The following is a 22,366-nucleotide window of genomic DNA, read 5'->3' on the forward strand; positions in this document are numbered from 1 at the left end:
GCAATGAACGCCGATACGCATCGACCTTCCTCCGCCGACGAGCATCGGCGGCGTCCCGCAACCCCGCGATCCCTTCTCCCGGTTGCTGACGAGACGGCGGCCGTGCGCCTCAACCCGCCTTCTCCGGTGCGTGATCGGCCCACCGAGTGTCGAGCGCTTCCGCTCATCGGGCACCGGCGGAGAGGAACGGGCTTCGCGCCGACACAGTGGGGATTCTTCCGATCGTGCGATTCGCCCCGGCTTCAAGCGGGTTCGGTGGCGTAGCGGTTCATCGCCGCTGACCGACATGGCGCCGAGTCGAGTGGTAGCGGTGTGGAACACGGGCGACACCCACCCATTGATCTGATCCTTCACCGAGGCCGCGACAGCCGCCTATCGCTGTTGAGCACGGCTGGAGAGGCCAGGCCATGTGAGGCGGTCACAAACCCTTTGAGGACGTTCGTGATCTCTCCTAGGTTGGCCCGCGTGACGATCGAGGTGCCCTACCAGTCGCTGCCGATCCAGCAGTCGGACGTGCGCTACGCCCATGGCCCCGACTCCGCCGCTCAGCCGGGCGTACCGGCCGGTGAGACGATCGAGTTCGACTGGAACGACAGCGCGGTCTATCCGGCGACCTCACGGAAGTTCTGGGTGCATGTGCCCGCGCGGTACGACCCCTCGGAGCCGGCGTCGCTGATGGTGTTCCAGGACGGTTGGTGGTACCTCGACCCCGAAGGGGAGGTGCGCGGCGCCATCGTTCTCGACAACCTCGTCCACCGCGGCGACATCCCGGTCACCATCGGAGTCTTCGTCGACCCTGGCGTCTTTCCGGGCGCCGAGAATCCGAAGAACCGAAACACCGAGTACGACGCCTACGACGACCGGTACGTCACTTTTCTCCTTACGGAGATCATTCCTGAGGTCACGAGGCGTTACTCGATCACCGAGGAACCCGATCGATGGGGCCTGTGTGGTGGCAGCAGCGGCGGTAATTGTTCCTTTACCGCGGCCTGGCTGCGCCCGGACAAATTCCGGCGAGTCATCGGATACTTGCCCAGCTTCACGCAGATGCCCGGCGGCAACCCCTACCCCGAAGACATCCCCCGGGTCCCGCGCGAGCCGCTGCGCGTCTTCCTGCAAGCGGGCCATCGCGACCTGCGGTGGAACCAGCCCGAGGGGAACTGGCTCGCCGCCAACCTCCGCGTCGCGGCCGCGCTCGCGGAAGCCGGATACGACTTCCGCCTCGTCCTGGGCGACGGCGGCCACAGCCCCAACCACGGCGGTGTCCTGCTTCCCGACGCTCTCCGCTGGCTATGGCGGTCGGACGGACCGGGCAGCTCCGTCCCCGGCCGCGTCGCACGGGGCCACGTGACCGAGTACGACGCGGTCGCCGCGTCGGGGGAACAGGCGGGACCTGCCCCCGTACCGCCCGATGCCCCCAGCACCGAAGGTTTTCGGTGCGGGGGCAACTGTCGGCGTTCTTGAAGGTCTACGGTCACCAATAGTGGCGTCGGCCGGCGACCGCGTGGCCCATGGATCCCATGATCCAGAAGGCGACTCCGACCACGGCCAGAATGATGCCGAGGGTCCACAAGATGGATATGCCGGTGAGGAAACCGACGATGAGCAGAATGATGCCGAGCGCGATCATGACCTACCTCCTGGGTGACCCGATCTTTCATCTCCCGAATGCCCCGAAGCAGCGCTGTCACCCACGCAATCAGGAAACTGTTGCCGATTAAATTCCACAGAGATCGACTTCGCCCTGCCACAGGAACCGGGGCTACCGACGGTGACAGTGTCCTCACAGTTCGGCGTGGACAGGCAACGGCGTGAGCGCGGAGCTGCCGGTGCAGCGCCCACCCGCGCCGCACAGGTCGGCGCCCAGCAGCTCGCTCGCGAGGATCATGACCTTCGGCCGGACGTCTCACCCCACGATGTCGGCGGTGGCATCGGGGCCCCACCCGAGGGCCTGGTCCGCGGCGACGGCGTCTGTGGAGGACAGGTCGGGCTCCAGCGGGCCGAGGACGTAGTCGAAGGCACCTCGCAACCGGTCACGGCGAGCCCGCCGAACATTCTCGGGCGGTGCGCGGCATCCGGAGAGGGGCAGCAGGGAAAGGCGGGGGCCCGGTGTACTCCCCGGGTGGTTCCCCCTGGCCCCTTCTCAGTTGAGGCCGAGCAAGGCGAGGATGAGTTGGACGAGTACGTTCGACACGACGCCTGGAACGACCTTCGCGGCCAAGCGACGAACGCGGGGCCACAGGGTGTGCTTGTTTTCCAAGAGAGTTCCCCTCTCAGTTTCTCGGTCCGTGGCCCAAGGGCCCGGACCGGAAGCTTGAGAAGAGGCCTGGCGGAACAATAGCGCGTCAGGCAGGGCGGTTTGGCCCGGATCACGCAACGCGGCGGGACTGTCCCGCCGGGGAAGGCACCGGGCAGGGGCGGGCCGGCGGAAGCAGCGCCGGCCCGCCTGGGTCGGCGTATCAGCAGTAGAGGTTGCCGCCGGGGCTCACGCCGAGGATCTGGGTGAAGCGCTGGTAGGCGTCCACGCGGCTTTGGACCTGGGCCGGGTTGCGGCCGTCGCATTCCAGGGAGCCGTTGATGGAGCGGATGGTCTGGCCGAAGCCGGCGCTGTTCACCATGGCGTTGTGCGGGGTCATGGTGCCGGGACCGGACTGGGTGTTCCAGTACCACAGCCCGGTCTTCCAGGCCACGGACGCGTCGTTCTGCACCAGCCAGGGGTTGTTGAGCAGGTCGATGCCCAACGCGTCACCCGCCGCCTTGTAGTTGAAGTTCCACGACAGCTGGATCGGACCGCGTCCGTAGTAGGCGGCCTGGCCCGCCGGACAGCCGTAGGGCTGGCCCCAGTCGCAGTAGTGCGGGTAGTTGGCGGTGTTCTGCTCGACGATGTGCACCAGGCCGCCGGTCTCGTGGTTGACGTTGGCCAGGAACGCCGCCGCCTCCTGCTTCCTGACGGTGTCGGAGCCGGTGTTGGCGAAGCCGGGGTAGGCGGACAGGGCCGCGGTCAGACCGCTGTAGGTGTAGAACGAGTTCCGGTTCGGGAACATCTGGTTGAACTGGGTCTCGCTCACCACGAACCCTGATGGGTTGCCGGTGCCGCCGCCCGCAGCGGGCGCGTTCCACTTCTGGTTGGCAGCGCCGGTGCAGGTCCAGATCTGCAGCCGCGTGCCGTTGGCGCTGTTGTTGTCGCGTACGTCGAGGCACTTGTTCGCGGCGGGGTTGACGATGTCGCGGGCGCCGCTGACCACCCACTGCTGGTTGGCGCTGCCGGAGCAGTCCCAGAGCTGTACGGCGGCACCGTCGGCGGTGGAGCGGTCGACGATGTCCAGGCACTTGCCCAGCGCCCGCAGCGTGCCGTCACCGGGGTTGGACCACGCCTGGGCGCCGGTGCCGTTGCAGTCGTACAGCTGCACGGCCGTTCCGTTGGCGCTGTTCGCGCCTGCCACGTCGACGCACTTGCCGGCCAGGCCCGTGATGGTGCCGGTGGCGGCCTGCGCGGGTGTCGCGGTGAGCAGCGCGGACAGTACGGCCGTGATCAGACCGCCGAGGGCGAGGCGGAAGGCGTACCTCGATCTGTGTGTGGCGTGTGCGGTGACGTGGGGGGTCATCGTGTTCGTGGTCTCCTCGTGAGGTGGCGAACGGCCGGTCGACCGAGCCGCCTGACCGGCTGCCTCTGCGGCTCGGAATGGGGGCCGTTTCCGTACCCGGTAGTGGAGTTTGCGCCGCCGAGATCGCGAAGTGGGCGCACAGGTACGGAATGTGACCCTCCGAAGCTAAAGGTCTAGGCCAAAGCCGTCAAGGCGTGCTCATGACACCCGGAGTGCGTCACCCGGTCATCGGTCGACCGGCACGGCGGCTCAGGGAGGCGCCCCAACGGCCCCTGCCCTCAGCTCGATTCACGCACCACGAGTTCGTTCGGCATGATCACCGGATCCGTCGGTCCGCCCTCTATGAGGCCGAGGAGGAGGTCGACGGCGGCGGTCGCCTGGTCTGCCATGGGGCTGCGTACCGAGGTGAGCGCGGGGGTGGTGTAGGCCGCTGCTTCGATGTCGTCGAAGCCGACGACGGCCACGTCCTCGGGGACGCGTCGCCCTGCCTGATGGAGGGTGCGCAGGGCTCCGATCGCCATCAGGTCGTTGGCCGCGAACACCGCGTCGAGCTCGGGGTCGTCCGCCAGGAGCTCACGCATGGCTTCGGCGCCGGAGGCCCTGGTGAAGTCGCCCAGCGCCACGATCGAGCGGCGTCCGGTGTCGCGCAGCGTCCGGCGGTAGCCCTCGAGGCGTTCGCGCGCCTCGTAGAGCTCAAGTGGCCCGGTGATGGTGGCGATCCGGCGCCGCCCGCGCTCCAGGAGGTGCCGTACCGCCAGTGTGGCGCCGCCGGCGTTGTCGAGGGCCACGTACGGCACCCCCTGTGCGGACGTGCGGTTGAAGGAGACGACCGGCAGGCCCTGCCTGGCCAGTGCGGCCGGCAGCGGGTCCGTGCCGTGCAGCGCGACGAGCAGCACGCCGTCCACGTGCCCGCCGGCGATGTACTGCTCCACTCTGGTCCGGCTCTGGTCCGATTCGGCGAGCATGAGCACAAGGCGTTTGCCCGCGGCCTCGAGCTGCCTGCTGACGGCGCGGACCACGGCGGAGAAGAGCGGGTCGTCGGAAACGACACCCTGAGGCGGGTCGGAGACGACCACGGCGAGGGTGTCCGTACGGCCGTTGACGAGGTTGCGCGCCGCCCCGTTGGGCACGTAACCCAGCTCCTGCACAGCGCGCATGACGACGTCCCGGATCTGCGGGGCGACCGTCGTCTCGCCGTTGATGACGCGCGAGACGCTCGACTTCGACACCCCCGCACGGGCGGCGACCACTTCGAGAGTGGGGCGTTTCATCGCTGTCCCTCCCCTGCGCTGTCGCCCAGATCCCTGTACGGGGAGGGTTTTCTCATCGAGGCGACCTCCGGCTCTGCGTCGTCATGCGGCTCTGCGTCGTCGTGCAGCGCTGCGCCTACTGCGCTGCGTCATCGCGCGGCGCTGCGTCTACTGCCCTGCGTCGGCGTGCAGTTCCACGTCGGCGTGCAGTTCCGCGTCGGCGTTGCGATGCCAGCAGCGTATCCGCAGGCGGGGGCGCAACTCACTTGCCCAGGGCTCCGATTCCCCTATGCGACAACTTGCGGCCGTATGGCTGCCACCGGGTCGTGAGAAACCGCTCCCTGAATGTGCCATGCATGTTTCACCCCCGTTTTTCAAGGTGAACAGGAGCCTTGACAGTCTCCACCGGCACCACCATTCTCCCCTCAGGGAGCGCTCCCTCACCTCCACCCCCGTCTGAGGAGTCGCCCGTGCACACGATGTTGCGTCGCTTCGGCTTATTCCTGGCCGTCGCCGCCTCCCTGCTCGCTTTCGTCGCTCTGCCCACTCCTTCCGCCCAGGCGGCTGAAGTCCTGCTCTCCCAGGGGAAGTCCGCCACCGCATCGAGCACCGAGGCCGTCTTCAGCGCTCGGGGTGCCGTCGATGGCGATCCCGGGACGCGATGGTCCAGCTCGTTCGCCGATCCGCAGTGGATCCAGATCGACCTCGGCGCGAGCTCCCAGATCACCCGGGTCGCCCTCAACTGGGAAGCCGCGTACGCCAAGGCGTTCCGGATCGAGGTCTCCACCGACGCCCAGAGGTGGACCACCGTCCACGAGACCACCACCGGCACAGGAGGCACCCAGAGCCTCGCAGTGGCCGGCACCGGCCGCTATGTACGCATGTACGGCACCCAGCGAGCCACCGCGTACGGCTACTCCCTGTGGGAGTTCCAGGTCTACGGCACGGCCGGCACCGGTGACACCAGCAGACTTCTCTCCTACGGCAGGCCGGGCGCGGCCTCTTCCTCCCAGAGCGACCAGAACTGCTGGGAGTGCACACCGGCCAGGGCCTTCGACCGCGATCCGGCCTCCCGCTGGGCCACGAGCTCCACCACGGGGTGGACCGATCCGGGCTGGATCTCCGTCGACCTCGGGGCGACGGCACAGATCGACAAGGTCGTTTTGCAATGGGATCCCGCCTACGCCAAGTCCTTCCAGATCCAGGTCTCGTCCAACGGATCCGACTGGACGCCCATCTACTCGACGACGTCCGGCACGGGCTTCAAGCAGAGCCTGGCCGTCTCCGGGACCGGCCGTCATGTGCGTATGTACGGCACCGAGCGTGGCACCCCTTACGGCTACTCGCTGTGGGAGTTCCAGGTGTACGGCACCGGCGGCGCCCCGATACCCGCTCCTCCCCTGCCGAGCGATCCCGCGGACCCGCCCCGGCTGGTGTGGAGCGACGAGTTCGACGGCACGGCGGGCACCAGGCCCGACGCCTCCAAGTGGAGGGCCGATCCCGGCACCGGGCCGAACAACGAACTGGAGTACTACACCGACCACCGCAACGCCGCACTGGACGGAGCCGGTCACCTGGTGATGGAGGCGCGCAAGGAAGCCACCGCCGGGACATCCTGCCCGCGCGACCCGTTGAGCGGCAGCACCACCTGTCAGTACACCTCGGCGCGGATGAACACCGGCGCGACGTTCCAGTTCACCTACGGGCGCGTCGAAGCCCGCATCAAGGTGCCCGAGGGCAACGGACTGTGGCCCGCGTTCTGGATGATGGGCGCCGACTTCCTGACCGGCCGGCCGTGGCCGTACAACGGCGAGGTCGACATCATGGAGGTCCTGGGCAAGGACGTGAAGACCGCGTACTCGACCGTCCACGCTCCTGCGTACAACGGCGGAGGCGGCATCGGGGCCCCGTACCGGCTGCCCGGTGACGCCGACTTCTCCGACGACTTCCACACCTGGACCGCCGACTGGAACAGCCGGGGCATCACCTACCGCCTGGACGGCCGGACCGTGTTCACCCTGGACAAGGAGCAGGTCGAGCAGACCCGCGGGCCGTGGATCTTCGACCACCCGCACTACATGATCCTCAACCTGGCGGTCGGAGGGGACTGGCCGGGCCCGACCGACGCGAGCACACCCTTCCCCGCCAAGATGCTCGTCGACTACGTGCGGGTCTACCAGTAGTCGCCGAGTCCTCCGCGAGACTCCCGGGCCGCTCCGCCCGCCCCCCGAAGCGGCCCGGGACACCCGCAACCGTTCGTCCGCCGGATCTTCGCCCCTCCCCCGCGCGTGAGATCCCGATGGCTCGTCCCCGCACCCCCGATCCTCCTGAGGAGTGAGATGCGCAGACATCCCGTCCATCTGTACACGCTGCTGGCAGGCGCCCTGGTGGTCGTCCTGGCCGCCGCTCTGGGCCTGACCGTCTCGGCCCCACAGGCGCGAGCCGCCGCCGTCACCGTCCAGGCCGAGTCCTACGCCGCCCAGTCAGGCGTCGTGTTGGAGGCGACCGCGGACTCCGGCGGCGGTCAGAACGCCGCGTTCCTCGCGGACGGCGACTGGATGCGCTTCGACAACGTCGACCTCGGTCCGGCCGGCCGGCTCACCGTCTCCGCGCGGATCGCGTCCGCCGTGGGTTCGGGCACGGTGGAGCTGCGCACCACCAGCCTGAACGGACCACTGCTCGCCGTCATCCAGACCTCCCCGACCGGCGGTTGGCAGAACTGGGTCACGCGGACCACCGACGTCACCACCCACCCCACGGGTGCGCAGACGGTGTTCGCGGTGTTGCGCGGCGCGGCACCGGGTGACTTCGTCAACATCAACTGGTTCTCCTTCGTGGGCGCGGGAGACGGCACGGCGCCCGGTTGGGTCCCCGTCGACCAAGCCAAGTGGGACGCGCAGCTGGCGCAGTTCCGAGCGATGACGCCGGCCCCCGTGCCCGCGGGCGTGGTCCGGGTCCCGGAGTTCAACGCCACCTGCTCCTACAGCCACTCGAAGCCGGACGACCCCATCGTCCTGCCGGGCCTTCCCGGCGGGTCCCACATGCACAGCTTCTTCGGCAACAAGAGCACCGACGCCTTCTCCACGACCCAGTCGCTGCTCGCCAACACGCCGACCAGCTGCACCCCCGCCAAGGACCTCTCGGCGTACTGGATCCCCACCCTGTACGAGGGTGACAGGGCGGTCGAGGCGGAGGGCATGATCGTCTACTACGGTTCCCGGCTCCCCGACCCCTCGGTGACCGTGCCCTTCCCGCAGGGGTTCCGCATGATCGCCGGCGACGCCAAGGCGCAGGCGCCCACCCCGGCCGGGTCGCCCGGTCAGTACTGGTGCGCCGGCGAAGGCGGTGAGATCGGACGCAGCGCCGACGGCAACTGGCCCGTCTGCGCGCCCAAGGCCCATCTCACCCACCAACTCGTCTTCCCCGACTGCTGGGACGGCAAGAACCTCGACAGCCCGGACCACAAGTCGCACGTTGCCTACACCTACGACGGAAAGTGCAGCGGCGCCTATCCCGTGGCCATACCCAACCTCTCCTTCGTGGTCAGCTATCCGACCAGCGGCAGCACCGCAGGCTTCCGGCTGGCGTCCGGCATGGCGTCGTCCATCCACGGTGACTTCTTCAACGCGTGGGACAACGCCGCTCAAGGACAGCGTGTGAAGGACTGCATCACCCAGAAGGCCAAGTGCAACTCCGCCGGCACCTTCTGACGCTGCGTCTGGCGTGCGCCACGGCGATGATGCTGCTGGTTGCCGGCTGCGGTACCCAGCCGGCAACCAGCACGTCACCGACGCCCGGCGCATCGCCGACCGCGTCCTTCAACGACACCGACATCGCATGGATCCAGTTGATGATTCCCATGGACGAGCGTGCGCTGCTTCTGACCGACCTGGCTCCCTCGCGCGCCGCGGACACAGCGGTGACGGCACTGGCGGCCGGCACCGGATCGCGACTGCGCGCAGAGCTACGAGACCTGCGCGAACTGCTGAAGCTCTCGGGCGCTCCCGACACCCGCCCTCACGAGGGGCACACCATGCCCGGCATGGTCCCTCTCGACACGATCGAGCGGGCCCGGGACATGACCGGCGCGGGGTTCGAGCAGATCCTCACCGAGGCGCTGCGTGCCCACCTCACCCAGTCCCGGACCCTCTGCACCGGCGAGCGGGCCCAGGGCCGGGCGGGCAAGGCGAAGGAACTCGCCGCGGACATCGCCGATGCCGCGGCTGACCAGCTAACTCGGCTGGACGACCTGCGCCCGGCGCGGACCGCGCCGCCGAAACGGTGACAGGGAGGCGGCGGCATGGGGTCTTCGGGCGCCACCCGTGATGGGGGCGCGTCGAAGGGACCATGGAAACGGGTACTGGCGGCTCCCACAGTTCGGGCGGGGCACCGGTCCGGGACGGCTCACCAGGGCATGTCACCGTGACGGTCGCGGAAGGCTCCGGTCGGGCCGTCCGGCCCGATGGTGGCCAGCGCGACGATCGCGTCGGTCCCCTCGGTCACCGTCTGCGGGCCGCTGTGCCCGTTGAAGTCGGTCGCGGTGTAGCCCGGGTCGGCCGCGTTCACCTTCACGTCCGGCCACGCCTTCGCGTACTGCGTGGTCAGCATGGTCACGGCTGCCTTCGACGCAGTGTAGAGCGGCGCCAGCACCCGCCCTTCGACGCGCCCGGCGTCATGGGTGGCTGCGAAGGACCCCAAGCCGCTGGACACGTTGACGATCACCGGGTTCGCGGACGTGCGCAGCAACGGCAAGAACGCGTGGGTCACCCGCACGATCCCCACGACGTTGACGTCGAACACCTCGACGGCGTCAGTGGCCGTGATCTGGTCGGCGGGATGGTGTGGCCCGGGCACTCCGGCGTTGTTGATCAGGACGTCGATGCCGCCCTCTCGTGCCCGTACATCGGCGGCGGCCGCGGCCACGGACGCGTCGTCCGTCACGTCGATCTGCACGAAACGGGCACCGAGTGCGTCGGCGGCCGCCCTGCCTCGCTCCGGATCACGAGCACCGACGAGGACGGTGTGCCCGGCCTCGATCAGGCGACGGGCGGTCTCATACCCGAGGGACTTGTTGGCTCCTGTGATGAATGTCGTCGTCATGCGTCTCACTCTCGGCCCCCGGCCGGACGGCAACCAGTGCCCCCTGCGACGGTAGGACCGCCAGTACCAGGCACAGCGGCTGCCCGGCGGACACAATGGGCGGGTGGACGAAACCCTTGGCACGGCGCTGCGCCGCTGGCGTGACCGGCTCTCACCCCTCGACGTCGGACGGACCGCGGGGCCCGGACGGCGTGCGGTGGGATTGCGGCGCGAGGAACTGGCCGAGCTGGCGGGACTGTCCGTCGACTACGTGGTGCGACTGGAGCAGGGGCGCGCCACGAGCCCTTCGGCACAGGTCGTCGCGAGCCTGGCCAGGGCGCTTCAGCTGCAGCCCCTCGAACGCGATTACGCCTACCGCCTGGCCGGTCTCCTGCCTCCGCAGGAGGGGACGATCTCCACACATGTTCCGGCGGGGGTCCAACGGATGCTCGCTCGTCTCGGCGAATACCCCGTGGGTGTGTTCAGTGCCGACTGGACACTGCTCTCCTGGACTCCCGCATGGGCGGCACTGCTGGGCGACCCCAGCGGGCGGACGCACCTGGAGCGCAACCTCGTGCGAGCGGTCTTCACCACGGGACCCTCGGGGCTCGCGGCCTGGCCGGTGCTTCAGGAGGGCTACGCCCTGAATTCCGCCCTCGTCGCCGATCTGCGCACGGCCCTGCTCACCTATCCCCACGACCGCGCACTGAACGACCTCGTCGAGGAACTGCGGGCCACGAGCGAGGAGTTCGCGCGGCTGTGGGAGGAGGGCGCGGTCGGCCCGCACGTCTCGTCCCGCAAGACCATCCAGCATCCGCAGGTCGGTGAGGTCATCTGCGACTGCGACGTCCTCACCGTCCCGGGCAGTGACATCCGGCTCGTCGTCTATACGGTGGCCGCCGGTACGGCCGATGCCGAGAAGCTGGAGTTCCTACGGGTCACTCACGGCGTCCGCGCCGACGGGCCCGCACCCTCGGGGCCCGGCCTGTTCTCGACGCCGTAGGCCTCGGGACGGCCGCACCCCGTCCCAGGTCAGGCCTCGGTCCTGCCCGTACCCTGGCGCTCTCGCCGGTCAGCGGTCGTCGCGGCCCGAGTCCGCGTAGCGGGCGACGATCGCGGCGGCGCGGTCGCGCAGGGCGGCGCGCAGCGACGGCGGGGTGAGGGCTTCGGCGTCCGTACCGAGTTGCCACAGGGCCCATTCGGCGTGTCGCGCGTCCTGGAAACTCAGCTCAAGACGCAACCGGCCGTCGGCGTCGGGCTCTTCGGCTCGGACGGCGAGCGCGGTGTCCAGGAGGTCCTCCCGTCGGGCCGGATCGACCCGTACCTGCACGGTGATGTGATCGCCGCCGAGGAACTGCGCGGAGCGTTCCCGCCAGATCCGGTCCAGGTCGACCCGGCTCGGCCGCTGCGCCGGCTCGGGGAGTTCCTCCGCGGCCAGCATCCGCGACAGCCGGTAGGTGCGGTCCGCGCCGGATCTCGTGGCCAGCAGATAGCTCCGGCCGCGGACGGTGACCAGACCGATCGGCTCCACCGTGCGCCACTGCGGTGCCTGGTCCGTGGCCGCGTAGTGGATGCGCAGTCTGTGTCCGGCGAGCACCGCGCGCCGGACCTCCACCATGGTGCTGTCGGGTACCTCCTTGGTGACCAGCCGGCGGGAGAGCAGGTCGGTGTCCGGGTCGACGAGGAATCGCTGGGCCGCGTCGCTCGCGGTGGCCCGGTGGGGCTCGGGCAGCGCGTCGACCACCTTCCGCATGGCCGAGGCGAGCGCCGAGCCGAGGCCGAACACCTGCTGGCCACGCCCCGTTCCGGCGGTCAACAGGGCAAGGGCCTCGTCGTGGTTGAGCCCGGTGAGCTCGGTGCGGAAACCGGGCGACAACACGAACCCGCCGTGTCGACCGCGTTCGGCGTAGACCGGGACCCCGGCCGCGGACAGCGCCTCGATGTCGCGCAGCACGGTGCGTGTGGACACCTCCAGCTCCCGGGCGAGCGTGTCCGCGGTCAGCCGGCCGCGCTGACGCAGCAGCAACACCAAAGAAACCAGCCGGTCGGCGCGCATGCGAAAAACACTAACGGAATACGTGACCAAGGGTGTCGTCATTTGTTGGCAGGCTCGTCAGCGCGACGTCGAGGCGGGCGCCCAGCGTGAGCCCAAGGACGTACGTACTCCCGATGAATCGAATGGAGCTGATGCGGTGATGGAGCGAACGGCCGTCAACCCGGTGCGGTGGTCGGTGGAGTTGGGCTTCAACCAGGGTGAGGTCGTCTCCGGGCACACACGAACCCTGTACGTCTCGGGCCAGACCGCGATGAGCGAGGACGGCAAGCCACAGCACGAGGAAGACATGGCGGCGCAGTTGAGGCTGAGCGTCGACAACCTGGAGGCCGTGCTCGCCGAGGCGGGGATGACGCTCGCCCACCTGGTGCGGCTGAACGTCTACACGACCGACGTCGATCTGCTCTTCCAGCACTACGGCGAGCTGGCGGCTCGGTTGGGCGCTGCCGCGGTGGCCCCGACCATGACGATGCTCGGGGTGGTACGGCTGGCGGTCCCTGGTCAGATGGTCGAGTTGGAGGGGACCGCGGTGGCGTGATCAGGCGCCGTCGCACGGATGCGTGAGCGGCCCCGCCGGTGGGGGTGCCACCGGCGGGGCCGCTCATGACGGGCGTTGGCACGTCGGGGTGACGGAGGAGACACGTACCGGCGACGCCGCCGGAGTGGGTCAGTACGTCAGGCTCAGCAGTTCGCCGTTCGTGCCACGGGCGTTGTTGACGATGAAGATCTTCCCGTCCCGGTTGACGTCGAGACCCGTGCCCATGATGAGCCGGTCGCCGGTCGGTATCTCGGTGACCGCCTTGGTGGCGGGGTTGATCTTGAGGACCTTGCTCGGCTGCGGCGGGTCCTCGAGGTAGCCCGGGGTGTACGTCAGAGCGATCAGATCACCGTTCGGGGCGACCGCGAGGTCCACCACGTTGGTCAGACCGTCGACCCACAGCTCAAGGCCGTTGGGGCCGACCTTGTAGATCCGCGACTGGCCCTCGTAGACGCCCAGGCCCGCGACGTAGGTCGTGCCGTCGATGCCGCGCGCGATGCCGGTGGGCACGCCGTCGCGGTCGTTCTCGTTCGTCGGCATCACGAACTCGGTGGTCGTGGTGCCGCCCGTGGTGCGCAGCACGGTGTTGGCGCCCGCGTCGGTGGTCAGGTAGCTGCCGCCGCTGCGCAGCACCTTCCACGGGTTGGCGTACGGCTCGCGGCCATCGGGGTTCAGCCGCGTCTCGTGGTCGACGTAGTCCGCGACGATGGAACCGTCACGGGTGCGCATCAGCGTGCCCAGCGTCTTGGCCTCCGGCCCCAGCGCGGCGCGGCCGTTGCTGTCGAAGCCGCCGGAGTTCAGCACGAGGTACCCGCCGTACGGGTCGGGCAGGACGCTCGCCGGACCCAGGGCCTGTACCGCGGCCCCCGGCGCGGCACCCGGGCCGAAGGACGTCAGGCCCGTCACGACACGGCCCTGCCACGACCCCTTGACCTTGTAGATCGCACCCGTCTTGCCCACGCACACCTGGCCCACGGGGCAGCCCGGCAGTCCCTCACCGGACTCCGCCACGAGCAGGCTGCCGTCGCTCAGCGCGGTGACGTCCCGGGGGTTCTTCAACCCCGACGCCACCACCTTGACCGTCACCTGCGAGACGTCATCGGTCCCGGCCGTCGCGGCACCGGCAGGCCCGGCGGTCGCCAGGGGCGCGGCAACGACGCCCGCCGACAGTGCGAGCGCCCATCTCGTACGGCCCTTACGTGAATTCGACATTCCCCATCGCTCCCTTTTCCGTCGCGCGCTCCGCAGCATTCAGGAAAGCGGATCAGTAAACGCGGGAGTCACACTAAGCGAGATCACAACGCATGTCCCTGCCTGTCGAATTCGGCTGGGCTCCATATCTAGCAGCCCTCCAGAAAGCCTCAACACCTTTATCCGGGGCGGAAAAACGCCCGCCCAGGCAAGGGACAGCGGCACCGCTCGTTGCCGCGGGAAAAGCGCCGGTCAGGCGATCGAACCGCGGCATTGCCGTTCAGTCGGTTCGCCGACAGGGGCGGCTGTCCCGCGGGTTCGGGGCGACAGCACGCGCCGCCGCCTACCGACCGTCGACCCGGCCCCGCGCCCCCTGACATCTGTCAGGACCGTCGCGGCCCGCGTTCCCCTAGCCTCTCGATCTCGAAAGCCCTCTGCCGTCCCAGCCGCAAGGAACTCCATGCATCTACGCACCCGAACGGCGGCCACGCTCACGCTGGCCGCCTCGCTGATGGGTCTCGTCGGACTCGCCTCGCCGGTGTCGGCCTCGGCCGAGGCCTCGGACACGGCGCAGGGCAGGTACTGCACGGTGGTGGTGGAACGGGTGAAGCCCGGCGAAAAGGCCTCCCGTGTGAAGAGCCGCACCTGTTCCGACGACAGGACGGCGGCGACTCGGAGCAGCGCCGGGACGCTGCTCATGAGCTGGTACCAGCACGCCGGGTTCGGCGGCGACGTGACCCACGTCTACGGGGACTACGGCCCCTGTGACAGCGACGGTTACCTGCTGGACACCGGGCTTTCGCGCTACATGATCTCGTCGTTCCGGACCTACAACAACTGCGACGGGCAGCAGGCCGTCCTCAACGACGGCCGGACCACCTTCTATTACTACGGTTACGCCACGTCGTACGTGGGCGACCGGGCGAACGACGACATCGCCTACTTCAAGGTCTTCGACGCGTAAGGCTGACAACTCCCGGAGGACGCGTGAGTACGCGCCTCGCCGGGACGATCCATCATGAAGGAGCGCGCGATGCGCGTAAGAGGAACTCTCACCGCCCTGCTGCTGGCCGCCGTCACCACCGGCACGGGCCTGGCGGGCGCGGGAACCGCCGCGGCGGCCAGCGCCTGCACCGGTCCCGACGGCAACGGCTACTACTGGTGCTACAACGTCGGCGGCGCACCGGTCTACGACGCACGGGAGATCGACGGCTACCCCATCCCGGACCGGATCGTCGGCCCGATGTACAGCACCCACAGCTGGTTCGTCTGCCGTCGCGACAACGGACCGTACGTGGGCGGCCCGCACCCGAACCGCTGGCTGTTCACCAAGGCGGACAACGGCGCGTACGGGTGGATGAAGGACACGGACATCTACAGCGAGACCGACTCGGTACGTCCGTGCTGACCACCATCACCACCAATTCCAGGGGGAACGCAGTGAAATCGTCCACGCGCAAGCTCTCGGCCCTCGTCGCCGGGATGTCGCTCGCCGCTCTGGGCACCGTCTTCACCGGGACCGCCGAGGCGGCCAACCCGTGCTGGTGGGGCGACGGCGGTATGCGCATGTACTGCAACAACGTCTCGGGCGCCACGGTCTACGCCACCCCCGACACCAGCACTCCGGTCGGCGTCATGTACTCCAACCCGAGCTGGTTCGAGTGCCGTAGGGACACCGGCGCCTATGTAGGCGGCCCGCACCCGTACCGCTGGCTGTTCACCATGGCGGACAACGGCAAGTGGGGCTGGATGAGGGACACGGACATCTACAGCGAGACCGACCCGGTCCCCACCCGCATCGGCAACGGCATCCCTCAGCCCTGCTGACGGCGGCGCCCGAACGCCGCCGGCCGCCTTACGGGAGTCCCAGCGACACCCGAAGGCGGCCGAGGCATGTTCCGGGGGCTCGCGCCCTCGTGCCGGAGGCCGGCCGGATGTGGGGTCCGCTCGGGCCAGAGCGGGCGGCTTTGCACCACCTCAGCCGACGGCTCCGGTTTCCGCGGGTGGCACGTCGGCGGCCAGGATCGGTAGTCCCTGCTCCTGCGGCCATCCCGGGCGCCAGCGGCTGAGGTAGTCGGCGAAGTCCTCCCTCAGGAACCGCGGATCCACCGGCTTCAACCGGACCTGGGGCCGCTCATCGGCCCACCAGACCTCGAACTCGGACACAGTGCCCACGGTCGGCCACGACTCGCCGTGTTCAGGGAGCAGGATCACGTCGACGAAGCCGCTGACGGCGAGTCCGATGTCGACGAAGACCCCGATGTTGCCCGGTCTGGGCACCAGGACCACCGTGCCGGTGAAGCGCTGCCCGAAGCGCAGGCGACGGCGCGTCTCCTCCCATTGCCGTGCGAGCTCACGGTCGCTGGTCACCGGACCCGCCCGACGCCGCCGAACTCATGTCTTCCGGGCTCCACCGTCTCCCCCACTGCTCCCGCGACGCGTCACATCGGCACGCCGGGCACGTCATCCTAGAGCCACCTAACCTGGGCCCGGGCCGTTCTTCCGGCCACGCTGCCCGGTCCAGCAGCGGGCGGTGAGATGCCCGGACGTGCATCTCACCGCCCGCGGGCGCCCTGCCGACTCCGGGGCCGTTGGTTCAGGCCGGCCCCGGCAGCCGGTTCGGCGGTTCAGGCGCCGTCTTTCCCGGGGATCACGGGAACGAGGTCACCTTCGACGGCACGGTGTCCGTCCCCGAGGTCGGGGCGCCGGTGTCGTTGATGACATGGGCGTACTGACCCTTGCCTCCCAGGGAGATGACCTGGAGGTTGTGCATCTTGACGCCCGCCTTCACCGGGACCTGGAAACCGTGGTGCTGCACGATCGAGGGGTCGGAGGTGTAGTTGCAGTAGCTGCCGAGTCCCCACGCCTCGTGGACGGCGACGGTGTCGGCGACCTTGTAGGCAGCCCAGCCGACGATGCCGTCGTGGGTGATGGCGGCGGCGTTCGGGGCGTCGTAGGCCTTCTCGTTCTGGAAGAAGATCGTGCGCCCGCGCTCACCGTTCCAGACGACGTCGTACTTGTTGAAGTGCTCCACGAACAGTCCGGTGGCCAGGACGTCGTCGCCGTTGACGCGCAGCCCGTAGTCGGCCCGGTTGGTCTCCCAGCCGACACCTTCGCCGTGGTCGGCGCGCCAGATCCAGGTGTGGTCGATGACGACGTCGTCGCTGTTGACCACGACGGAGTCCGTCGCCAGGCCGGGTCCGGCGCCGCCGATGCGGATGAACACGTCCTGCATCGTGGTGGGGTTGGCGGAGTGGTCCGCGGACGCCCCGGCGGGGCCGATCTGGAGCAGGGTGTCGGAGCGGGCGGCACCGGCGTCGATGAGGAAGCCGGCGAGCTTGACGCCGTCGACGTCCGCCACGTGCAGGGCGTCGATCCCCCCGTCGGGCACGATGGTCGCGAGGCCGAGACCGAGCACCACGGTGTCGGCGCGGGTGACGTTGATCGTCTGGTTCAGGTGGTACACGCCGGGTGTGAACAGCAGGTTCAGGCCCTGGGCCAGTGCCGCGTTGATGGTGGCGGCCGTCGCGCCGGGCTTGACGACGTAGAACTGGCTGAGCGGGAGCGAGGTTCCGGCGTTGGCCGGCCACGACACCCCGCGGGCGTTGGTGCGCTTGGCGGGGACGAACACCTTGTAGTCGTTGCCGTCGAGGTAGAGGAACGGCTTCTCGCGGGAGACGGGGGTGGTGTCCAGCGTGGTGTACGGCCCGGTGTCGAAGTTGGTCGCCGGGGCGCCCTGCACTCCGGTGAACGTCATGTTCCACACACCGTTGGTCCACCCGCCCACGGAGCTGTCGCGGGTGTACCACTGCTGCTGCGAGTACGGACCGACCGTGCCGTCGATCTTGGAGTCGGCGATGTACCCGCCGGAGGCCCATCCGTAGCCGTTGGGGGCGAGGTTGAGGCCGCCCTTGACGTGGATGCGGCGGAACGGCGCGGCCTGCGCGACGGCCCAGCGGTCGGTGCCGCTGGACGGCGTGATGGCCAGGTTCTCCGCCGAGCGCCAGAAGTTCTGCGTGGCGTTGCCGTTGAACCAGCCCGCGTCGACGGTGATGTCACCGTTGATCTGGGTGTCGTCTGGGTTCAGGCCGAGCCCGGAGATCGAGGTGTAGAAGCCGAGTTGGGCGTTGATCCCGTTGTAGGTGCCCGGCTTGAGCAGGAACTGGTAGCGCCCGGAGCCGAACTGCGCGGACTCCTGCTGGGCGAAGACCTGGTCGAACTTCTGCTGGAGGTTGGGCGTGGAGGGGTCGACGACGATCACGTTGGGGCCGAGGTCACCGCCACCCTGGATCGGGCCGCTGGTGTCACCGGAGGTGGTGTGGACGGCGAACTCCCAGAGCGAGTAGCCGTACACGGTGCCGCGAGCCGTCCCGAGGACGCGGACATAGCGGCCCGTGCCGTTGACGTCGTAGGAGGCACGGCCACCGGTGGCGCCGGTGACGGTCTTGAGGGTGTTCCAGCTCTGGCCGTCGGCGGAGGCCTGGATCTGGAAGTCCTTGCCGTAGGCGGCCTCCCAGTTCAGGTCGACCTTGCAGATGTCCTGGGACGAGCCGAGGTCGACGCGCAGCCACTGCGGGTCGGAGGCCTGGCTGGACCAGCGGGTGGAGTCGTTTCCGTCGACGGCGGCGGAGGCCGGGGTGCCGGCGTTCTCCGTCGAGGACGCCGTAGCCGTCTTGCCGCGGGCCGAGTTGGCGGTCGAGCAGGTGCCGGGCTGTGAGGTGCCGGTGCTGCCGAAGACCTGGAACTCCCAGACGGAGTAACCCCATTGGGTCGCCCGGTGCAGGCCCTGCAGTCGTACGTACCGCCCCTGGCCGGAGACGGTCAGCGTGTCGGTGCCGCCGTCTCCCCCGGTGACCGTGCGCAGGTCGGTCCAGGTGCCGGCGTCGGCCGAGGTCTGGATCTTGTAGTCCTTGCCGTAGGCCGTCTCCCAGTTGATGACGACCTGGCTGAGGGTGGCGTTGGTTCCGAGGTCGACCTGGAGCCACTGGTCGTCGGTGGCCGCCGAGGACCAGCGGGTGCCGGTGTCGCCGTCCACGGCGTAGGCCGCGGCCGTGCCCGCGTTCTCGTTCGAGGACGCCGTCACCGTTCTGCCCTGGGACAGGTTGGCGTCGGCGGCCGCGGCCACCGTTGGTGGGATCATGGGCAGGGTGATCAGCGCCGCCGTGGAGGCGAGCGCGACACCCAGGGCTCTGAGTCTCATGGAGGTCCCTGCGGGTGCGTCGGGAAAGGGCACGAACGCGTCGACAACGGACACGGCTGTACGCCAAGGTCACTGTTGCGACGCTTAGTTCACGTCTTGATTTAACTGATGAGTTCCAAGTCTCGGCAAGCCTTCGGAAGTTGAAATCTTTCCGGACCCGCTTCTGTCGTATCCCTTGACAGGTTGACGACATGGCCTGACCGGGCCGCGCCCGTCAACGGGGGTGGTCCTCGATCAGCCCCGACTGCGCATACCCGCGGCCCTGTTGACCGCGCCCGGCAGAACGGGCGTCGCAGCCCGACTCATGGACGGCCCGGACGAGACCGTCCGCCCCGTGGTGGCCTCGCCTGCGCGCTCTCGCCGCGGGGGTATGGCGGCGTGGACGGTTGGCGGGAGCGGTATCCGCCACCCGGGTCGGCGCCAGGACGTGAGAGGCCCGGTCAGAGCATGCTGAGCGCCCGCATCGCGTCCCGTTCGATGCGCGCGAGTTCCTGGAGCATGTCTCCGGCCCGCGTGAGGTCCTGGGGATCCCCGGACTCCCCTGCCGCCGTGAGGAGTGCGGCCACCTGTGTCCACAGGGCGGCGGCCTCGTCGTACAGCGTGTGACCGGTGCGCAGGTTGCTGCTGTCGATCAGTTGGACGCACTCCGCGAGGAAGTCCCGGTAGAGATTGCGGAACAGGGCGCCGCCGGTACCGGCCCTCTCCATGAGCAGGGCCACCCTGGGCAGGTCCTCCCTCGGACTGCCGCTCCGCCGCAGCCACTTCGGCACCTGCCCGGCGGCTTTCTCGATGCCTCGATGGCCCAGGTTCGCGATGGGCGGGTTCAGGAAGGCGTGCGCGCAGGCCTTGATCGCGGGGATGATCCGCTCCTGCGGCTCCGGCCGGCCGCGGGGTGCCGTGACGGTGAAGGAGCGGTGCCTGGCGGTCATGGGGCCGCGTTCGGCCCTGGCGCGGGCCAGGGACTCCAGGCTGGTCGAGACGGCGCCGCCCTGCGCCTCGGTGTCCACCAGGTAGGCGTCGTGCTCGTCATAGCCGTACATGGCCACGACGTGCCCGCCGAAGTGCGCCTTGGTGCTGAAGTAGCCCAGGTGGAAGCTGTCGAGTTGCAGACCGACGGGCCGACCGGTGTCGAGGGGTGCCGCCACGTTCCGCCATGCCTTGCGCGCGGAGGTGGTCTCCTCGACCAGGAGATCCAGCCCGAGACAGGCGGCCAGGTTCCTGGTGAGCTCGAACGGTTTGACCCTGCCGCCGAGGAACGGGAAGTCCATGGCCTTGCTGTCCCAGTAGACGAAGGACAGCCCGGAGCCGAGCCCGAACAGCATGGGTTCGGAGAGGTCGAGCCCCTCGTGACGCAGGAGCACGCCCAGCGCGGTTGTCTCGCAGTGCTGTCCACCGCGGGTATCGACGTCCTTCACCAAGACCATGACGCTGATTCTCCCCCTCGACCACCCTGACGCGGCCGTCTGGCGCGGCTCGACCAGCTTCCTTAGGCTGAAGTACCCGCGACGAGCCGTCAGTTGTCGATCCATGCCACCGGACGAACGCCAGAGCTTCGCACCTCGCACCTCGCACAGGATCAACTCGTCGGCGGGTCAAGAGCCGTTCGACGCAGTCGTTCCCGAGGCGTACAAGCTCGATCTCGACAGGGAGACAGATGGTCTACGCGGAACCCATGGCGCGAGCCGTGGTGGAACCGGCCGTACGAGAGCTGATGCAGCAGGCCTCCGACGGCGGGAAACCGTCCACGACGGTCGAGTTGGGCGGAGACGGGTTCACCATGTGCGCCCATGTCCGCGTACAGCTGACGGCACCTGGGCAGGCCGAGGTCGCGCTGGCATGCTGGGTCGTCAACATGGACACGGCTCGCTTCTTCGGCAGCACCCCGCCGACGGAGGACGAGAAGCGCCTTTCCCCCGAGGGCGTGGCCAGCTGGGACGAAGCATTGACCAGACGAGTCATCGGCCACCTGGCCGCCCGCATGAAGGCTCTGGACGCGCCCCAGGAGGCCCAGGACGACCACCTCACCCTCACCGTCCCCCTCGTGCCCGGGTGACAACGCCAACTCGTCGGCGGCGTCTGATGGTGAGCGCCTTCGCCGGAGCGGTGTCAACCCGCTCGTCGTCAGCCCCTCCAGATCGGGGAGCCCGCAGTCAGAACCAGTGCAGGCAGTGCGGGGACCGGTCGGTGCGGAAGAGGGTGTCGGCGAGGGTGGCCGCGTCCAGGTGGTGGGCGCGGACATGTCCGGCGCGTACGAGTGTGCTCGGGGCCGTGCCGCCGAGATAGACAGAGCCCAGGTCGCACACGTCGAGAGACAGGTCCGGCTCCCGGTCCGTCGCAACGCACTGTGCCTTGCCGTCCCGGACTGTCAGCAGGTAGCGGCCGTGCTCGCCTAGGAAGGGGTCCTCGACGTCGAGGACGATCTCCCCGTCCGCGAACCAGCCGCGCGCGGTCAGCGCGCGGGGGACGTCCAGCAGTCGCACCCAGAGCCAGTCCATGTCATCGCTCACCTCACCGGCGCGGAAGTCCGCCAGCTGCCAGCGCAGCGGGTGCTGGGGCGGGACGTGCCGGAACGCGACCTTGTCGACCAGGTCGTGGCCGAGCACGAATCGGGCCAGGGCCGTGAAGACACCGTCGTCGCTGGTGATGATCTCGTCGACCGTCAGCGTGCCGGACTCGAGCGAGTAGCTGGCATAGCCGTCCGGGGCGCCGTCGGCATCACGGTGGACGGCGATGTAACGCGGTGCCGGTGAGATCGGCGGCTGCCCCGCGCGCAGGGCCCACCAGCGGTGCGGCCGCGACAGTGCGCCGGGCTGGGCGCGGCGATACCGGTCGTAGACCTCTTCCAGGATCTCGCCGCACTCGGCTCGGCGCAGTACCTCGACCGAGCCGCTGTCCGGGCCTGCCGCTCTGCGCGCCCGGGGGACGGCGAGCGCGCCCCGGTGGCGCTGCACCGTGAGCCGCTGCGTGTAGGTCGCCGGTCCGTAGCCGAACCGGCCGTAGATCGAGGCCTCGGAGGCCAGCAGCACGGAGAGGAACTCCCCCTCAGCCCGCAGTTCGGCGAGCTGATGCCGCATCATCGCGCTCAGCACGCCCTGGCGCCGATGCGAGGGCAGGACTCCGACGGCGGTCACACCGGGGGCCGGGACGAGGATCTCACCGGGCAACGTCAGCTCGAAGGAGTGCGTGGCTGCAGTGCCCACGGGCCGCCCGTCCGACATCAGGGCGAGCAGGCAGCGGTCCGTCTCGAGTGCCGACCACCACAACCCGCCGCCGTCGACCGGGGTTTCCGGGAAGTGCCCGAAGGCGGCGTAAAGCGTGTCGACGAAGACGTCGAGATCCTTGTCGGTCGTGGAACGGATCTCCATCGCTGGCGCTGCCTCCTTGGGCTACCGGCACCACGACCCGTGGTGTCTGGCCACAGTGCAGCCTGGCCACGCGGCCCGGTCAAAC

21 protein-coding genes are annotated in these 22,366 nt (G+C 69.2%); 10 read left to right on the forward strand and 11 right to left on the reverse strand.

Going from position 1 to position 22,366, the window contains the following annotated elements; translation table 11 throughout:
- Positions 1–465 precede the first annotated feature (465 nt).
- Positions 466–1,464: an alpha/beta hydrolase gene (locus ACH41F_RS05955; protein ID WP_398833321.1), complete on the forward strand. Its 999-nt coding sequence runs from the start codon at positions 466–468 to the stop codon at positions 1,462–1,464.
- A 10-nt stretch (positions 1,465–1,474) separates the two neighbouring features.
- Here the strand turns inward: ACH41F_RS05955 and ACH41F_RS05960 are convergent, their stop codons facing one another.
- The 4 genes from ACH41F_RS05960 to ACH41F_RS05975 form a co-directional block, all read right to left on the reverse strand.
- A complete protein-coding gene (locus ACH41F_RS05960) occupies positions 1,475–1,630 on the reverse strand; it encodes a DUF6131 family protein (protein ID WP_391232167.1) in 156 nt (51 codons plus the stop codon).
- Between the two features lie 276 nt (positions 1,631–1,906).
- Positions 1,907–2,029, reverse strand: a complete 123-nt coding sequence (locus ACH41F_RS05965; RefSeq protein WP_398833324.1) for a hypothetical protein — start codon at positions 2,027–2,029, stop codon at positions 1,907–1,909.
- Between the two features lie 430 nt (positions 2,030–2,459).
- On the reverse strand, positions 2,460–3,605 hold the full coding sequence (locus ACH41F_RS05970) for a glycoside hydrolase family 19 protein (protein ID WP_391232166.1): 1,146 nt from the start codon (positions 3,603–3,605) through the stop codon (positions 2,460–2,462).
- 278 nt (positions 3,606–3,883) lie between these two features.
- Positions 3,884–4,876: a substrate-binding domain-containing protein gene (locus ACH41F_RS05975; protein ID WP_391232165.1), complete on the reverse strand. Its 993-nt coding sequence runs from the start codon at positions 4,874–4,876 to the stop codon at positions 3,884–3,886.
- Positions 4,877–5,334: 458 nt separating this feature from the next.
- Between ACH41F_RS05975 and ACH41F_RS05980 the strand changes: the two genes are divergently transcribed.
- The 3 genes from ACH41F_RS05980 to ACH41F_RS05990 all read left to right on the forward strand — a co-directional run bounded on the left by ACH41F_RS05980 (position 5,335) and on the right by ACH41F_RS05990 (position 9,140).
- Complete coding sequence (locus ACH41F_RS05980) at positions 5,335–7,038, forward strand: discoidin domain-containing protein (protein ID WP_398833658.1); 1,704 nt, start codon at positions 5,335–5,337, stop codon at positions 7,036–7,038.
- A gap of 156 nt (positions 7,039–7,194) precedes the next feature.
- Positions 7,195–8,565 carry a DUF1996 domain-containing protein gene (locus tag ACH41F_RS05985; RefSeq protein WP_398833328.1) on the forward strand — a complete coding sequence of 457 codons (1,371 nt, stop codon included), beginning with the start codon at positions 7,195–7,197 and terminating at the stop codon, positions 8,563–8,565.
- Positions 8,541–9,140, forward strand: a complete 600-nt coding sequence (locus ACH41F_RS05990) for a DUF305 domain-containing protein (RefSeq protein WP_391232162.1) — start codon at positions 8,541–8,543, stop codon at positions 9,138–9,140. Before ACH41F_RS05985 ends, ACH41F_RS05990 begins: the two co-directional genes overlap by 25 nt.
- A gap of 119 nt (positions 9,141–9,259) precedes the next feature.
- Here the strand turns inward: ACH41F_RS05990 and ACH41F_RS05995 are convergent, their stop codons facing one another.
- Positions 9,260–9,955, reverse strand: coding sequence for an SDR family NAD(P)-dependent oxidoreductase (locus ACH41F_RS05995; protein WP_391232161.1), 696 nt, complete (start codon positions 9,953–9,955; stop codon positions 9,260–9,262).
- Between the two features lie 103 nt (positions 9,956–10,058).
- Here ACH41F_RS05995 and ACH41F_RS06000 point away from each other — a divergent pair, with 103 nt between their 5' ends.
- Positions 10,059–10,937 (forward strand): helix-turn-helix transcriptional regulator, encoded by an 879-nt coding sequence (locus ACH41F_RS06000; RefSeq protein ID WP_398833331.1) that lies wholly within the window; start codon positions 10,059–10,061, stop codon positions 10,935–10,937.
- A 69-nt stretch (positions 10,938–11,006) separates the two neighbouring features.
- Here the strand turns inward: ACH41F_RS06000 and ACH41F_RS06005 are convergent, their stop codons facing one another.
- A complete protein-coding gene (locus tag ACH41F_RS06005) occupies positions 11,007–11,990 on the reverse strand; it encodes a helix-turn-helix transcriptional regulator (RefSeq protein WP_398833334.1) in 984 nt (327 codons plus the stop codon).
- Between the two features lie 139 nt (positions 11,991–12,129).
- Here ACH41F_RS06005 and ACH41F_RS06010 point away from each other — a divergent pair, with 139 nt between their 5' ends.
- Complete coding sequence (locus ACH41F_RS06010; protein WP_391232158.1) at positions 12,130–12,525, forward strand: Rid family hydrolase; 396 nt, start codon at positions 12,130–12,132, stop codon at positions 12,523–12,525.
- A gap of 129 nt (positions 12,526–12,654) precedes the next feature.
- Here the strand turns inward: ACH41F_RS06010 and ACH41F_RS06015 are convergent, their stop codons facing one another.
- Entirely contained in the window at positions 12,655–13,737 is a 1,083-nt protein-coding gene (locus ACH41F_RS06015) for a ScyD/ScyE family protein (RefSeq protein ID WP_391232157.1), read from the reverse strand.
- Between the two features lie 439 nt (positions 13,738–14,176).
- Here ACH41F_RS06015 and ACH41F_RS06020 point away from each other — a divergent pair, with 439 nt between their 5' ends.
- The 3 genes from ACH41F_RS06020 (at position 14,177) to ACH41F_RS06030 (ending at position 15,543) form a co-directional block, all read left to right on the forward strand.
- On the forward strand, positions 14,177–14,680 hold the full coding sequence (locus ACH41F_RS06020; protein ID WP_398833336.1) for a hypothetical protein: 504 nt from the start codon (positions 14,177–14,179) through the stop codon (positions 14,678–14,680).
- 69 nt (positions 14,681–14,749) lie between these two features.
- Complete coding sequence (locus ACH41F_RS06025) at positions 14,750–15,124, forward strand: hypothetical protein (protein WP_391232155.1); 375 nt, start codon at positions 14,750–14,752, stop codon at positions 15,122–15,124.
- Between the two features lie 32 nt (positions 15,125–15,156).
- Positions 15,157–15,543, forward strand: coding sequence for a hypothetical protein (locus tag ACH41F_RS06030; RefSeq protein WP_391232154.1), 387 nt, complete (start codon positions 15,157–15,159; stop codon positions 15,541–15,543).
- A 150-nt stretch (positions 15,544–15,693) separates the two neighbouring features.
- On the opposite strand, the gene ACH41F_RS06035 is transcribed toward ACH41F_RS06030, so the two are convergent.
- From ACH41F_RS06035 to ACH41F_RS06045, 3 genes are all read right to left on the reverse strand, one after another.
- A complete protein-coding gene (locus tag ACH41F_RS06035; RefSeq protein ID WP_391232153.1) occupies positions 15,694–16,086 on the reverse strand; it encodes a hypothetical protein in 393 nt (130 codons plus the stop codon).
- A gap of 280 nt (positions 16,087–16,366) precedes the next feature.
- On the reverse strand, positions 16,367–18,916 hold the full coding sequence (locus ACH41F_RS06040) for a discoidin domain-containing protein (RefSeq protein ID WP_398833340.1): 2,550 nt from the start codon (positions 18,914–18,916) through the stop codon (positions 16,367–16,369).
- Between the two features lie 440 nt (positions 18,917–19,356).
- On the reverse strand, positions 19,357–20,340 hold the full coding sequence (locus tag ACH41F_RS06045) for a BtrH N-terminal domain-containing protein (protein WP_398833342.1): 984 nt from the start codon (positions 20,338–20,340) through the stop codon (positions 19,357–19,359).
- 230 nt (positions 20,341–20,570) lie between these two features.
- On the opposite strand from ACH41F_RS06045, the gene ACH41F_RS06050 reads away from it, so the two are divergent.
- A complete protein-coding gene (locus tag ACH41F_RS06050; RefSeq protein WP_391232148.1) occupies positions 20,571–20,969 on the forward strand; it encodes a hypothetical protein in 399 nt (132 codons plus the stop codon).
- Positions 20,970–21,066: 97 nt separating this feature from the next.
- On the opposite strand, the gene ACH41F_RS06055 is transcribed toward ACH41F_RS06050, so the two are convergent.
- Positions 21,067–22,281 carry a GNAT family N-acetyltransferase gene (locus ACH41F_RS06055; protein WP_398833346.1) on the reverse strand — a complete coding sequence of 405 codons (1,215 nt, stop codon included), beginning with the start codon at positions 22,279–22,281 and terminating at the stop codon, positions 21,067–21,069.
- Positions 22,282–22,366 lie beyond the last annotated feature (85 nt).

The organism is Streptomyces sp. NPDC020489 (assembly GCF_044386545.1).
Classification (GTDB): Bacteria; Actinomycetota; Actinomycetes; order Streptomycetales; family Streptomycetaceae; genus Streptomyces.

Excerpts from the sequence above, each read along its gene's own strand:
- ACH41F_RS05960 (WP_391232167.1), bottom strand. The coding sequence starts at position 1,630 with ATGATCGCGCTCGGCATCATTCTGCTCATCGTCGGTTTCCTCACCGGC.
- ACH41F_RS05970 (WP_391232166.1), bottom strand. The coding sequence starts at position 3,605 with ATGACCCCCCACGTCACCGCACACGCCACACACAGATCGAGGTACGCC.
- ACH41F_RS05975 (WP_391232165.1), bottom strand. The coding sequence starts at position 4,876 with ATGAAACGCCCCACTCTCGAAGTGGTCGCCGCCCGTGCGGGGGTGTCG.
- ACH41F_RS05980 (WP_398833658.1), top strand. The coding sequence starts at position 5,335 with ATGTTGCGTCGCTTCGGCTTATTCCTGGCCGTCGCCGCCTCCCTGCTC.
- ACH41F_RS05985 (WP_398833328.1), top strand. The coding sequence starts at position 7,195 with ATGCGCAGACATCCCGTCCATCTGTACACGCTGCTGGCAGGCGCCCTG.
- ACH41F_RS05995 (WP_391232161.1), bottom strand. The coding sequence starts at position 9,955 with ATGACGACGACATTCATCACAGGAGCCAACAAGTCCCTCGGGTATGAG.
- ACH41F_RS06005 (WP_398833334.1), bottom strand. The coding sequence starts at position 11,990 with ATGCGCGCCGACCGGCTGGTTTCTTTGGTGTTGCTGCTGCGTCAGCGC.
- ACH41F_RS06010 (WP_391232158.1), top strand. The coding sequence starts at position 12,130 with ATGGAGCGAACGGCCGTCAACCCGGTGCGGTGGTCGGTGGAGTTGGGC.
- ACH41F_RS06015 (WP_391232157.1), bottom strand. The coding sequence starts at position 13,737 with ATGTCGAATTCACGTAAGGGCCGTACGAGATGGGCGCTCGCACTGTCG.
- ACH41F_RS06020 (WP_398833336.1), top strand. The coding sequence starts at position 14,177 with ATGCATCTACGCACCCGAACGGCGGCCACGCTCACGCTGGCCGCCTCG.
- ACH41F_RS06025 (WP_391232155.1), top strand. The coding sequence starts at position 14,750 with ATGCGCGTAAGAGGAACTCTCACCGCCCTGCTGCTGGCCGCCGTCACC.
- ACH41F_RS06040 (WP_398833340.1), bottom strand. The coding sequence starts at position 18,916 with ATGAGACTCAGAGCCCTGGGTGTCGCGCTCGCCTCCACGGCGGCGCTG.
- ACH41F_RS06045 (WP_398833342.1), bottom strand. The coding sequence starts at position 20,340 with ATGGTCTTGGTGAAGGACGTCGATACCCGCGGTGGACAGCACTGCGAG.
- ACH41F_RS06050 (WP_391232148.1), top strand. The coding sequence starts at position 20,571 with ATGGTCTACGCGGAACCCATGGCGCGAGCCGTGGTGGAACCGGCCGTA.
- ACH41F_RS06055 (WP_398833346.1), bottom strand. The coding sequence starts at position 22,281 with ATGGAGATCCGTTCCACGACCGACAAGGATCTCGACGTCTTCGTCGAC.